This window comes from Pseudomonas sp. PDM28 (genome assembly GCF_019219115.1).
GTDB classification, from domain to species: Bacteria; Pseudomonadota; Gammaproteobacteria; order Pseudomonadales; family Pseudomonadaceae; genus Aquipseudomonas; species Aquipseudomonas laurylsulfatiphila.
Genome location: NZ_JAHUWG010000004.1, coordinates 158,896 through 171,552, shown reverse-complemented (window position 1 = coordinate 171,552; position 12,657 = coordinate 158,896). Strand labels below are relative to the sequence as shown.

General features: G+C 60.4%; 11 protein-coding genes. 7 read left to right on the top strand and 4 right to left on the bottom strand.

Annotated features, from left to right (window positions below; genetic code table 11):
• The first annotated feature begins 80 nt into the window (after positions 1–80).
• Positions 81–743 carry a GMP/IMP nucleotidase gene (gene yrfG / locus KW841_RS10140; protein WP_015093038.1) on the top strand — a complete coding sequence of 221 codons (663 nt, stop codon included), beginning with the start codon at positions 81–83 and terminating at the stop codon, positions 741–743.
• Between the two features lie 129 nt (positions 744–872).
• On the opposite strand, the gene lysM is transcribed toward yrfG, so the two are convergent.
• Positions 873–1,313, bottom strand: a complete 441-nt coding sequence (gene lysM / locus KW841_RS10135) for a peptidoglycan-binding protein LysM (protein WP_007972838.1) — start codon at positions 1,311–1,313, stop codon at positions 873–875.
• A 128-nt stretch (positions 1,314–1,441) separates the two neighbouring features.
• On the opposite strand from lysM, the gene KW841_RS10130 reads away from it, so the two are divergent.
• The 4 genes from KW841_RS10130 (at position 1,442) to KW841_RS10115 (ending at position 6,482) form a co-directional block, all read left to right on the top strand.
• A complete protein-coding gene (locus KW841_RS10130; RefSeq protein ID WP_218475695.1) occupies positions 1,442–2,329 on the top strand; it encodes a LysR family transcriptional regulator in 888 nt (295 codons plus the stop codon).
• Between the two features lie 92 nt (positions 2,330–2,421).
• On the top strand, positions 2,422–3,276 hold the full coding sequence (fdhD, locus tag KW841_RS10125; RefSeq protein WP_218475693.1) for a formate dehydrogenase accessory sulfurtransferase FdhD: 855 nt from the start codon (positions 2,422–2,424) through the stop codon (positions 3,274–3,276).
• On the top strand, positions 3,273–5,621 hold the full coding sequence (locus KW841_RS10120) for an FdhF/YdeP family oxidoreductase (RefSeq protein ID WP_218475690.1): 2,349 nt from the start codon (positions 3,273–3,275) through the stop codon (positions 5,619–5,621). The genes fdhD and KW841_RS10120 overlap by 4 nt, the downstream gene beginning before the upstream one ends.
• 369 nt (positions 5,622–5,990) lie before the next feature.
• Positions 5,991–6,482: a glycine zipper domain-containing protein gene (locus KW841_RS10115; RefSeq protein WP_104451204.1), complete on the top strand. Its 492-nt coding sequence runs from the start codon at positions 5,991–5,993 to the stop codon at positions 6,480–6,482.
• A 66-nt stretch (positions 6,483–6,548) separates the two neighbouring features.
• On the opposite strand, the gene KW841_RS10110 is transcribed toward KW841_RS10115, so the two are convergent.
• The 3 genes from KW841_RS10110 to KW841_RS10100 form a co-directional block, all read right to left on the bottom strand.
• On the bottom strand, positions 6,549–6,971 hold the full coding sequence (locus KW841_RS10110) for a thioesterase family protein (protein WP_218475688.1): 423 nt from the start codon (positions 6,969–6,971) through the stop codon (positions 6,549–6,551).
• A gap of 175 nt (positions 6,972–7,146) precedes the next feature.
• Positions 7,147–8,373 carry a 3-hydroxyacyl-CoA dehydrogenase gene (locus KW841_RS10105; protein ID WP_218475685.1) on the bottom strand — a complete coding sequence of 409 codons (1,227 nt, stop codon included), beginning with the start codon at positions 8,371–8,373 and terminating at the stop codon, positions 7,147–7,149.
• 195 nt (positions 8,374–8,568) lie between these two features.
• Complete coding sequence (locus tag KW841_RS10100) at positions 8,569–10,497, bottom strand: ATP-dependent DNA helicase RecQ (RefSeq protein ID WP_218475683.1); 1,929 nt, start codon at positions 10,495–10,497, stop codon at positions 8,569–8,571.
• Between the two features lie 263 nt (positions 10,498–10,760).
• Between KW841_RS10100 and KW841_RS10095 the strand changes: the two genes are divergently transcribed.
• Positions 10,761–11,825 carry a S8 family peptidase gene (locus KW841_RS10095; protein WP_218476192.1) on the top strand — a complete coding sequence of 355 codons (1,065 nt, stop codon included), beginning with the start codon at positions 10,761–10,763 and terminating at the stop codon, positions 11,823–11,825.
• A 394-nt stretch (positions 11,826–12,219) separates the two neighbouring features.
• Positions 12,220–12,510: a hypothetical protein gene (locus KW841_RS10090; RefSeq protein WP_218475681.1), complete on the top strand. Its 291-nt coding sequence runs from the start codon at positions 12,220–12,222 to the stop codon at positions 12,508–12,510.
• Positions 12,511–12,657 lie beyond the last annotated feature (147 nt).

Here is a 12,657-nt window from a genome sequence, read left to right as displayed (position 1 = left end):
CCTTGGCGTGAACGCGCTACTATAACGCGGCTTTCCCGTTTGTTTACGCCAGAAATCTATCTACTGCCCGAGACGTTGCCATGCCTTCATTACCCTGGTCCGACATCGATACCGTTCTGCTGGACATGGACGGCACGTTGCTGGACCTGCATTTCGACAACCACTTCTGGATGGAACACCTGCCCCAGCGTTACGCCGAATTGCACGGGGTCAGCCGGGCCATGGCCGAGATGGAATTGCAGCCGTTGTTCGAGCGCAATGCCGGCCAGTTGCAGTGGTACTGCCTGGACTTCTGGAGTGCCGAACTGAAGCTGTCGGTGCGCGACCTGAAACTGGAAACCGCGCACCTGATCGCCCTGCGCCCGGATGCCGACACCTTTCTGACGGCGATCAAACGGGCCGGCAAGCGCGTGGTGCTGATCACCAATGCCCATCGGGATGCGCTGTCGTTGAAGCTGGAAAAAATCGAACTGGCGCCCTACTTCGAGCGCCTGATCAGCTCCCATGACTACGGTTTCCCCAAGGAAAACCCGCAGTTCTGGGATGCGCTGCAAGCCGATATCGATTTCGATCCGGCGCGCAGCCTGTTCATCGACGACACCTTGCCGATCCTGCGCAGTGCGCGGGATTTTGGCGTGGCGCATTTGCTGGCGGTGCGCGAGCCGGATAGTCGCAAGGGGCCGAAGGACACGGCGGAGTTTGCGGCGGTCGGGGATTATCGGGATTTGATCGCAGGACTTTGATACCGAGGCGCCTGCTTCGCGGGCAAGCCACGCTCCCACAGGATCTGCGTCGTTCGCGTCCTTTGTGAAACGGCTCAGATCCTGTGGGAGCGTGGCTTGCCCGCGATGGCCATCACGCGGTTTGACGACTTACTCAGGAATCCGCAACGACTGCCCCGGGTAGATTTTGTCCGGGTGCGACAGCATCGGTTTGTTGGCTTCGAAAATCTTGTTGTACTTGTTCGCATCGCCGTACACGCGCTTGGAAATCGCGCTGAGGGTGTCGCCCTTCACGACGGTGACAAACACCGCGGCCTTCACCACCGGCCCGGTCACAGTGATCTGATCATCCACGCTGCCAACCCCGGCAATATTGCCCACGGCCAACAGAATTTTTTCCTTCTCTTCCTGGCTTGCCACCTCGCCGGTCACGGTCACTTTGTCACCATCGACCGTCGCCTGCACATTCGGGTTGCCCAGGCCTACCTTGCTGATGTGCTCCTTCAACTGCTCACTGGCATTGGCGTTGCCTGGCGTCAGCAAATCCAGCAGTTTTTCGCCTGCCTCCTTCACAAAACTCAAAAGACTCATGGTGCACTCTCCTTGGGTTTGGGGTTCCAGACGCAAAAGCCTAGACCACGGCCGTCACTTGCGAATCCAACCCGACCAATGACCCCGCTTGCGATAGAATCCGCCCCTTCCCGCGCCCAGGAGCGAAGATGGACATCAAGCAGCTGAAATTCCTCATCGCGCTCGACGAAACCCGCCATTTCGGCCAGGCCGCCGCACGCTGCCACATCACCCAGCCGACCCTGTCCATGCGCCTGCGCAGCCTCGAAGAAGAACTCGACCTGCCGCTGGTCAATCGCGGCCAGCGCTTCGAAGGCTTCACCGCGCCGGGCGAGCGGGTGCTGGCCTGGGCGCGCACGGTGTTGGCGGCCTATGACGGCTTGTATGCCGAGGCCGCCGCCTGTCGCGGCAATCTGGTCGGCACGTTGCGCCTGGGCATGGTGCCGTTGTCGAGCTTCGATCCGCTGCCGCTGCTGCAACGCCTGCACGCCGAACACCCGAACCTGCGCTTCGAGCTTTCAGCCTTGAGTTCGGAGCAGATCCTCGAACAACTGGCGAACAATCGCCTGGATCTCGGTGTTTCCTACCTGGAACGCCTGGACGCCGAACATTTCGACTCCCTGGCCTTCAGTGAAACCCGCATGGGCCTGCTCTACGACCAACGCTTCTTCACCTTTGGCGAGGCGCCGCTGAGCTGGGAATCATTGATCGAACTGCCACTGGGCATGCTCACCAGCGGCATGCACTTTCGCCAGTCCATCGACCATAACTTCCATAGCCGCGGCCTCACCCCGCAACCCTTGCTGCAGACCGACGCCGTCCATCAACTGCTTCAAGCCGTGCACGGCGGCCTGTGTTGCGCCGTGATGCCCTTGGACGGCGGCCTCGAAGGGCTGACCGAACACTTGCGCCTGCAACCGATCGAGAACGCCCAGACCCTTGGCCGCCTGGGGCTGATCATGCGTCGCAGCGCGCCCCGCTCAGCCCTGGCGGAAGCCTGTTTCGCGATCTATCAGCAATCACTGACGAGCGCTTGATCGACGGCATCTATCGGTAGATCAGTATTAGCGATTAGACGCGACAGTTTGCCGCGCCTAGTCTTAAAGCTGATCAAACCGTGGGTGATGCCATGAACACCAAGCGCCCTGTCTGCGCGGCGCCTGCCCTCGAAACGCCCGCGCCCGCCGCCAGCCAGACGTACAGCTACAGCAACTTCCGCCCCACCGAAACGGAAAGCGTCGAATCGGACAGCACCGCGCTGGCCGAGGAAGTCGCGTTGGCGATTGCCTATAACGGCATCAGCCAGGCGGTCATGCTGGTAACGCCGACGGATCTGGAGGACTTCATTGTCGGATTCAGCCTGGGCAGCGGCATCATCCAGGACGCCACGGACATCTACGACCTGCAACTGACCGGCTCGGGCTCGGCGCAATACGCGCAAGTGACCATCGCCAATCGCGCCTTCTGGAACCTCAAGCAGCAGCGTCGGCAACTGGCCGGCACCAGCGGTTGCGGGCTGTGCGGCGTGGAAGCGGTCGAGCAGGCCTTGCCGGACCTTCAGGTATTGCCCGGCGCCCCGCTGCCACCCGTTGAATGGCTCGATGGCCTGCGCCAGCGCATCGGTGCCTTCCAGCCGTTGGGCCAGCATTGCGGTGCAGTGCATGCAGCGGTGTTCATGAACGATCAGGGCGAGTTGCTGATGGGCCGTGAAGACATAGGCCGACACAACGCCCTCGACAAACTGATCGGTGCCCTTGTCCGCCAGAACATCCCGACCGCCGGCGGGCTGGCGATTGTCACCAGCCGCTGCAGTCTCGAGTTGATCCAGAAAGTCCTGCGCGCCGGCATCCAGACCCTGGTCAGCCTGTCGTCGCCCACGGGCCTTGCCGTGCAATGGGCTCGGCGCCACAACCTCAACCTTATCCATCTGCCACAGAAGAATGCGCCGCGGGTCTACAGCCCAACGTTGGAGAATCAAGCGTGAGTCAACACCGTCAAGCCGACCAGACCCCCGTCCCTCGCTACAAGCCCTACAAAGGTCCTGCCGGTGGCTGGGGCGCTCTGATCAGCGTGGCGCAGGCCTGGTTGACCAGCGACAACGCACTGAAAAACCTGCGCATCATGCTCAAGACCAACCAGAACGGTGGCTTTGACTGCCCGGGTTGCGCCTGGGGCGATTCTCCGGAAAAGGGCATGGTGATGTTCTGCGAGAACGGCGCCAAGGCGGTGAATTGGGAAGCGACCAAGCGCCGTGTCGACGCCAAATTCTTCGCCAGACACAGCGTCACTTCGTTGCTGGAGCAGAGCGACTACTGGCTCGAATACCAGGGTCGCCTGACCGAGCCGATGAGCTACGACGCCGAAACGGACCGCTATAAACCGATCAGTTGGGACGACGCCTTCGCGCTGATCGCCAAACACCTGAACGGCTTGTCGAGCCCGGACCAGGCCGAGTTCTACACCTCGGGCCGTGCCAGCAACGAAGCGGCTTATTTGTACCAGCTGTTCGTGCGCGCCTACGGCACCAACAACTTCCCTGACTGCTCGAACATGTGCCACGAGGCCAGCGGTGTGGCGCTGTCGCAAAGTGTCGGCGTCGGCAAAGGCACCGTGACGTTCGACGACTTCGAACACGCCGATGCGATTTTCGTCTGGGGCCAGAACCCCGGCACCAACCACCCACGCATGCTCGAACCGCTGCGTGAAGCGGTGAAACGCGGTGCGCAAGTGGTGTGCATCAACCCGCTCAAGGAGCGCGGCCTGGAACGTTTCCAGCACCCGCAACACGCGATCGAAATGCTCACCAACGGCGACAAACCGACCAACACCGCGTTTTTCCGCCCGGCCCTCGGTGGCGACATGGCGATCATGCGCGGCATGGCGAAATTTCTCTTGCTGTGGGAACGCGACGCACAGAAATCCGGCGCACCCGCGGTGTTCGACCATGACTTCCTCAATGAGCACAGCGTCAATGTGATGGAGTACCTGGCGGCCATCGACGACACCCCGTGGGAGCAGATCGTCGAGCAGTCCGGCCTGCCCCTGGTCGAGATCGAGCAAGCGGCGCGCATGTACGCCAAGGGCAAGAACGTCATCATGTGCTGGGCCATGGGTATCACCCAGCATCGCCATTCGGTGGCGACCATCCAGGAGATCGCCAACCTGATGCTGCTGCGCGGCAACGTTGGCCGCCCGGGTGCCGGCCTGTGCCCGGTGCGGGGTCACAGCAACGTGCAGGGTGACCGGACCATGGGCATCAACGAACGTCCGCCGGCAGCCTTTCTCGATGCCCTGGAGCGCCGCTTCCAGTTCAAGGTGCCACGCCACAATGGCCACAACGTGGTCGAGGCGATCCATGCCATGGCCGAAGGCCGGGCGAAAGTCTTCATCGGCCTGGGCGGCAACTTCGCCCAGGCCACGCCGGACAGCCCGCGCACGTTCCAGGCTTTGCAAAACTGTGACCTGACCGTGCAGATCAGCACCAAGCTCAACCGCAGCCATTTGACCCACGGCAAGGACGCGTTGATCCTGCCGTGCCTGGGCCGCACCGACATCGATATCCAGAACGAAGGCCCGCAAGCGATCACCGTCGAAGACTCGTTCAGCATGGTCCACGCCTCCAATGGCCAGCTGCAGCCGCTGTCGAACCAGATGCGCTCGGAACCGGCGATCCTGGCCGGCATTGCAGCGGCGACCCTGGGCAACCACCCGGTGGACTGGAACTGGCTGGTGGCCGACTACAGCCGCATCCGCGACCTGATCGCCGAGACCATTCCCGGTTTCAGCGACTTCAACGAGAAGGTCAAGAATCCCGGCGGTTTTTACCTGGGCAACAGTGCCGGCGCACGCAAGTGGAGCACCGCCTCGGGCCGGGCCAACTTCCGCCCGAACGCACTGCCCAAAGACCTGGTGCACGAACGCACCCGCGCCACCGGTGTGCTGCCGGACCTGATCATGCAATCGATGCGCTCCCACGATCAGTACAACACCACGATCTACGGCCTGAATGACCGCTATCGCGGGGTGAAGGGACAACGCGACGTGTTGTTCGTCAACGAGGCCGACATCATTCGCCTGGGCTTCAAACCGGGGCAAAAGGCTGACATCGTTTCGCTCTGGGACGATGGTGTTGAACGTCGGGTGAAGGGCTTCACACTGCTGGCATTCGACATCCCGGCCGGGCAAGCGGCGGCGTACTACCCGGAAGTGAATCCGCTGGTGCCGCTGGAAAGCACCGGCGATGGCAGCCATACCCCGACATCGAAGTTCGTGGCGATCCGGTTGGAAGCGGCGAGCGAGACCGGGTTGATCATGGCCAGGTCTGCTTAACGCATCGTCTGAACCGGCCTCTTCGTCGGAACGCCGCCCGGAGCAAGCCCGCTCCCACATTGAATCTCTGCCGTATACAAAATTTGTGTTCGCTGAAGATCCAATGTGGGAGCGAGCCTGCTCGCGAATGCGATAGATCAAACAACAAACTTTCCGAATTCTGCACTTTCCATTCGCCCACAAAAAAGGCCGTTTCCTCATGAAAACGGCCTTTGCGAAGTAGTAAAAGACCGGCAAAAAAACGTTAAGTTCCGCCCAAAAAACAGCAACTTGCAATAATGTATACAAGTCGTGTTATTCGTCGGATTTCGATTGTCACGCCCATTCCAGAGCCTCAGGATCGCGCCGTCATCCCCTTGAGGTTCCTCCATGAAGTTCTCCTCGATTCTCTTGTTGTCCCTTGGCCTGGTCAGCGGTATCGCGTCTGCTGGCGGCACCACCGAAGCCGGTGTAGGCGGCGCATTGGGCGGGGTTCTAGGCTCGGTCGTCGGTCAGTCGTTAGGCGGCAGTACAGGTTCCACCATCGGCGCAGCCCTGGGCGGCGCGGGTGGTAGTGCCGTCGGCGCAAACAAACACAGCCGTGGCGAAGCGGCCATTGGCGGTGCGTTGGGTGCAGCGGGCGGTAACGTGGTCGGCCGCAGCGTGGGCGGCACCACCGGCAGCCTGATCGGCGCCGCAGCAGGTGGCGGTGCCGGTGGCGCGCTGGGTAACTACATGGGCAAAGAATACGATAATGATGACGACGACGATCGTCGTTCGTATCGCGGCCATGGTGATCGTCGTTACTACCGTGACGGCCATCCAGGCCGCGGTCATGCCTATGGCCATCGCAAGCACCACCACAAGTACTATCGCGACTAAGGCCTCGAGCGCCTCGCTGATCAGTACAACAAAAATCGCAGCCCAAGGGCTGCGATTTTTTTTGCCTTACTGAACCACCAGACGCTCCAGCGCCCCGCGTAACCCGACAGGAATCGCCACGGGTTGATTCGACGCACGATCGACAAACACATGGACGAAGCGCCCTGCCGCACAGGCTTCATCCTCGCCTTGCTTGAACACGGCCAGTTCGTACTGCACCGAACTGTTGCCCAACTTGCCCACGCGTAGACCGACCTCGATACGGTCCGGGAACGCGATGGAGGCAAAGTAATCACAGGAGGAGCTCACCACGAACCCCACCACCTCACCGTCATGGATATCCAGGCCGCCGACTTCGATCAGGTAAGTGTTCACCGCCGTATCGAAGAAGCTGTAATAGGTGACGTTGTTGACGTGACCGTAGGCGTCGTTGTCGTGCCAGCGGGTGGTGATGGGCTGGAAGTGGGGGTAATCGGTGCGTTGGGGCATTGGCGTTGATTCCTGGAGTTGGTTCGCCAGTCTAAGGCGAAAACCGCGTTATCGTTCTTCGCGAGCAAGCCCGCTCCCACAGTGGATCTCTGCCGTACACAAAATCTGTGTTCACCGAAAATCAATTGTGGGAGCGGGCTTGCTCGCGAAGGCGCCCTTGCAGGCGCCACATCAATCACTTGTCAGCAAACCCCTTGCCCGCTGCCGCCAATTCGCCAATCAACCGCGCCGGGTTCCAGTGATCGCCCTGAAGCGTCTCAAGATCCATCAGGCGCCGATGGATATCCGCCAGCCCCTGCTGATCAGCCCAGGCCATCGGCCCGCCCTTGTCCGCCGGGAAACCGTAACCGTTGAGGTAGACCAGATCGATATCCCGAGCCGATCCGGCAATGCCTTCCTGCAGGATCTTCGCGCCTTCGTTGACCAGTGCCAGCAAGCAGCGCTCGAGAGTCTCCTCGGGGCCGATCTCGCGACGCGCAAACCCCAGTTCTTCACTGACTTGAAGCACCAGTGCATCGACCTGCGGATCGTGCTCGGCCTGACGGCTGCCCGGTTCATAATGGTAATAACCGTTGCCACTCTTTTGGCCGAAACGTTCCATCTCGCACAGTCGGTTATCCACCTGAACTTCAGGCGCGTCCTGCCCGACACCGGACAGTTGCCGCGCGCGCCACTGCAGGTCGACGCCCACCACGTCGAACATGCGGAACGGCCCCATGGCGAAACCGAACCCTTGCAGCGCTGCGTCCACCTGGTAGGGATAAGCACCTTCCAGCAGCATTTTCCGCGCCTCGAGCACATAGGTATTGAGCATGCGGTTGCCGATGAAACCGTCACAATTGCCCGCCACTACACTGACCTTGCCCATGCGCTGGCCGAGCGCCAGCGCCGCGTCGAGGACTGCCGGAGCAGTCTGCGCGCCACGGACGATTTCCAGCAGCTTCATGATGTGCGCCGGGCTAAAGAAATGCAGGCCCAGCACTTGCTGTGGCCGGCGTGTGACGGCCGCGATGGCGTCGATGTCCAGCGCCGAAGTATTGCTCGCCAGAATCGCCTCAGGTTTGAGCAGGCCATCAAGTTCACGGAAGATTTTCTGCTTGAGCTCAAGGTTTTCGTACACTGCTTCGATAACCAGGTCGACATCGCGGATGGTCACATAACCATCGGCCGCCGTTACCCGCGCGAAACGGGCGTCGGCTTCTGCCTGATCAATGCGACCCTGACGCACGCTGTGGGCATAGGTGTCCGCCACGGTTGCCATTGCCTGTTCCAGCATTTGCGGATTGTTGTCGACCCACTGCACGGCCACTCCGGCGTTGGCCAGGCACATGACAATGCCACGGCCCATGGTGCCCGCGCCGATGACGGCGGCGCGCTGAATATTCGACGGTGTCTGGCTCATGTTTTGTTCTCTTGTTGGCGATCCGAAGACAGCCATCACCATAGTCAGCCACTGCACATTTTTGAAATTTATTCCTGTGATGAGCAACATTCAGCGGATGGATGAGCCCTGTAGGAGCTGCCGAAGGCTGCGATCTTTTGATCTTCACGTTAAAGATCAAAAGATCGCAGCCTTCGGCAGCTACGGTTTAACGGGTTAGAGGTGCGCTTCGGCCCAACTGCGTACCCCGGCGTACGGATAATCTTCCAGCGCCGCAAACCCGGAAATCGCCCGCACCTTCAGTTTGGTGAACAGCGGTACGCTGATCCCGCACAGAAACCGCGTCACGCGTTCAGCCGAAGGCACGTTGCCCGTGTGCTGCTCGTGCCTGTGGATAAAGTCGCCACACAACGCCTCGAAATTTTTATCCACAAGCGCCGGCAATTCCGGTGGCGCCGGTAGCCGCGCGATCTGCCCATGACACACCGAACAATGGCCACATTGCTGCGGAGCATTGTGGTCGCCGAAATACTCGGCCAGGCGATAGCCCAGGCAACGGTCGGTGGCGAACAGATCCAGCATCGCGTGAATCCGCGCGATCTCGGTGTGTTCATGCCGAGTGAAATAACGGTGCAGCTCTTCGCTCAACGCGGCGCTGTCGAACCCGCTTTGCAGCACGCTGTAGACCTCGGTCATCTGCTTGCTTTCGAGCTCCACCCAACCCTTCTCCTGGAAGTAGTCCAGCGCCTTCACCACCCGACTGCGCTCGGCCTGATGCTGCTCGTGCAACGCCTCGAAATTCACCGTAGCCCAGGTCCGGGCGCGGCTGGAGGTCTGGATGATCGCAGCGACAAAATCCCTGCGCTCGCCTTCAAAACGCGCCAACAACGCCTCGGGCTCCTCCAGATACTTGAAGCGATACTCGGCGTAGTAGGCGTAACGCGGGGCGATCAACCCGCGCAATTCAAGTTGCACCAGCAAGGTCTTGAGCGGCAATTGCCGAATATTGCTCTGATCCGCCAACGGCCCCAGCAGAAACTCCCACTGCCCTTCGGGTGCTGCGGCAAGCATCTCGTCCAGCACGCAACGGATGCCATCGAGCTCGGGGGTGTCGCCGTAGACGAAGTTCTCCAGCACGTTGAGGCTGTCGCGGTTGGCCAACACCAGGCAGTCCGACGGCTGCCCGTCACGCCCGGCGCGACCGATTTCCTGGCTGTAGTTTTCGATGGATTTGGGCAAGTCGAAATGCACCACATTGCGGATGTCGCTTTTGTCGATGCCCATGCCGAAAGCGATGGTGGCGACGATGCAATTGGACTGCCCGCCCATGAAGCGACGCTGAATCGCTTCCCGTTGATCATGGGGCAACCCGGCGTGATAGGCCTCGGCCTGAATGCCGTTGTGGTTCAGGTGTTCGGCGATGTGTTCCGCCGTTTTCTGCAGGGTGACGTAGACGATGCTCGGCTGGTCCGCACGCTGGCTCATCCACTCGACGAGGCGTCGGCGCTTGTCCGCTCCACGAACCGGCTCCACCAGCAAATTGAGGTTCGGGCGATAGAAACCGGTGGTCACCACATCGTCGGCGGCGATGGCGAATTTCGCCTGCATGTCGGCGATGACTTTGGGTGTCGCCGTTGCGGTCAGCAGCAGCACCTGAGGGATATTGAACTGGCGTTGATAGTCGGGAAGCTTGAGGTAGTCCGGGCGAAAGTTGTGCCCCCATTCGGAGATGCAATGCGCCTCGTCCACCACCAGCAGCGAGATCGGTACTTGCTGCAGAAAATGCCGGAAGCGTTCGTTCTTCAGGCGTTCCACCGAGATCATCAGAATCTTCAGTTCGCCGGATTTTGCCCGAGCCATGACATCGCTGGCGTCATCGCGGCTCTGGGCCGAATCGATACTGCCCGCCGAGATGCCGTGGCGTTGCAGGAACGCCAGTTGATCCTGCATCAACGCCAGCAACGGCGAGACCACCAGCGTCAGGTGCGGCAGCAACAGCGCCGGCAATTGGTAGCAAAGGGACTTGCCGGAACCGGTGGGGAAAATCGCCGCCGCCGAACGCCCGGCCAACACGGCACTGACAGCCGCCTCCTGACCGGGTCGGAACTGTGGATAACCGAAAACCTGTTCCAGGGTGTTGTGCATAAGCTGTCACTCCATTGACCGCTGCGGAATCAAAAGCCTAGCCGGCGATTGCAGCGAGTCGAGAAAAGGTCGGGGGCGAAAACGATACGGGATGATACAGCGTCCCAACCCACCGATCCCTGGCCATAGGTTGAAACACAGGAGGCACTTTGCCCACTGATCTCGGCCTTACATCAGCCGGTATGGTTTACCGCCATCAACTTCCGCCAGGTATCCATCATGCGGGGAGCCTGAGATACGCGGATTTTTATCAAGGAACGACCATGTCCCAAAAACACTTTTTTCCGCTTGCCTGCACCCTCGCACTTCCCCTTCTTTTGAACGGATGCCTGACCGTCCCGGAGCAGCCTTCCCTGGACACGGCAGCCTTTGAAACGCCGGAGTATCAGGCCCAAAAAGGTCTGGCGATTGTCAACGCATCAAGTCTTTATGCCCGCGGCGGCACCGGCCAGGGTGTAGCTGTCGCACTGATCGATTCGGGTCTGAACAGCAGCCTGCCGGAGTTTCGAGGAAGGCTGCGCGATCCGGGTTTTGACTATGTGGAGAATCAGGTCGGCACTTTTGATCGGGTCGGCCACGGCACCCAGATGGCCGGCATCCTCGCAGCCAACAAGGATGATCAGGGCATGCACGGCGTCGCGTTCAACGCACAGCTGATCCCCTATCGCTTCGGCGACGATAACGAACCCTTTTTCTTCGATGGTGAAATCGCTCAGTCCTGGCAAGCAGGTTTCGACAAGGGCGCGCGCATCCTCAACAACTCGTGGGCCAACGCCATTCCTGCGACCGAAATCAACGAGGCGCGTTACAAGCAAGTCATGCCGCAATCTCTGGTGACCGCGCGCAAACTGGTGGAGGACGGCGCCGTCTTTGTTTTCCCTACCGGCAATGAACTGAAACGAGAACCCTTGGCTGAACCCGGCTTGCCTGTCGCCATACCCGAACTGGAAAAAGGCTGGATCGCGGTGGTTGCGTTGAAAAACGACGGCAGCGCCATCAATGCCAAATCCAACTATTGTGGCGTGGCGGCAGCCTGGTGCATTGCTGTACCGGGTGGCGACTCCGGTGCAGGGCAAGGCCTGCTGACAACCAACAAGGATGGCACCTACATCCAGACGGCTGGCACCTCGCCTGCTGCCGCGCTGGTCAGCGGAGCATTGGCGGCACTGCAAAGTCGTTACCCCGAGCTCACTGCGCAGCAAGTGCGCGAGCATCTGCTGGCGACGGCGAACCGGACTGGCCTCTATGCCAACAGTGAAGCCTACGGTAGAGGCTTGATGGATCTGGAAGCAGCCTCGCGCCAAGCGCCAGAGGTCATGACCGAGTAAGTCTGTATGGGTCGTTCGGCAGCCTCGAGATAACCTCGCCAGTCTGAACCACCCACACGACTCACACCCCTTGTGTGCGGGCTTGCTCGGGAAGCGGCCAGCACAGCCACTGTAAAACTCGAAACGCCCGACATTGTCCGAGGCACCCTCTACCGAGATTTACTGCGAACCAGCTGATAACGCTGTAGGCATTTTTACCTCTCGCCATTTCACGTTGAAAACCCAGCAACAACCTGTAGTCCCCTTCCTCCAAATATGACAAAACCCTTACAAAGCCTGTCGATCTCGGCCGTCTTGTCCCCCAACGCCATACCCTCCTATAGTTTCCAGCGCGGCTGAAAACAGTGTCTCGGCCTGCCGGGAACACTTGCCGATTTCGCACAGGACGCACTCAATGAAAAACCCCGACTCACTGACAGCCCGCTACCACCCGCTAAAGACCCGCTACAGCGAAACCCCGGTGCTGGTCATCGATACCGAGGCCGATCCCTACGAGATCCTCGACGCCGCCCGACAACGCATCCGCGCCGCCAGCGACCTGCTCGAAACCCTTTATTGCACCTGCTTCAAACAGGCCGAAGCGAGCGACATCCCCAATATCGTCAGCGCCCTGTACCTGCTGACCCAGGACGGCAACGACCTGCTCGACATCGCCCGCCAGCGCTTGCCGAACCTCACCATCTGAAGAACACGATCCCCTGTGGGAGCGAGCCTGCTCGCGAAAAACGATAACGCGGTCCACTGTGGACAACGCCGTCAGCAACGACCTATGAAAGCTTCGGCAAGGTCCTACAAAACAAGACACCTTGTCGGCTATCGATGACCAGTCACT

What these genes read in the sequence shown, in the direction of transcription:
- yrfG (WP_015093038.1), top strand. Translation starts at nt 81, where the DNA reads ATGCCTTCATTACCCTGGTCCGACATCGATACCGTTCTGCTGGACATG.
- lysM (WP_007972838.1), bottom strand. Translation starts at nt 1,313, where the DNA reads ATGAGTCTTTTGAGTTTTGTGAAGGAGGCAGGCGAAAAACTGCTGGAT.
- KW841_RS10130 (WP_218475695.1), top strand. Translation starts at nt 1,442, where the DNA reads ATGGACATCAAGCAGCTGAAATTCCTCATCGCGCTCGACGAAACCCGC.
- fdhD (WP_218475693.1), top strand. Translation starts at nt 2,422, where the DNA reads ATGAACACCAAGCGCCCTGTCTGCGCGGCGCCTGCCCTCGAAACGCCC.
- KW841_RS10115 (WP_104451204.1), top strand. Translation starts at nt 5,991, where the DNA reads ATGAAGTTCTCCTCGATTCTCTTGTTGTCCCTTGGCCTGGTCAGCGGT.
- KW841_RS10110 (WP_218475688.1), bottom strand. Translation starts at nt 6,971, where the DNA reads ATGCCCCAACGCACCGATTACCCCCACTTCCAGCCCATCACCACCCGC.
- KW841_RS10105 (WP_218475685.1), bottom strand. Translation starts at nt 8,373, where the DNA reads ATGAGCCAGACACCGTCGAATATTCAGCGCGCCGCCGTCATCGGCGCG.
- KW841_RS10100 (WP_218475683.1), bottom strand. Translation starts at nt 10,497, where the DNA reads ATGCACAACACCCTGGAACAGGTTTTCGGTTATCCACAGTTCCGACCC.
- KW841_RS10095 (WP_218476192.1), top strand. Translation starts at nt 10,761, where the DNA reads ATGTCCCAAAAACACTTTTTTCCGCTTGCCTGCACCCTCGCACTTCCC.
- KW841_RS10090 (WP_218475681.1), top strand. Translation starts at nt 12,220, where the DNA reads ATGAAAAACCCCGACTCACTGACAGCCCGCTACCACCCGCTAAAGACC.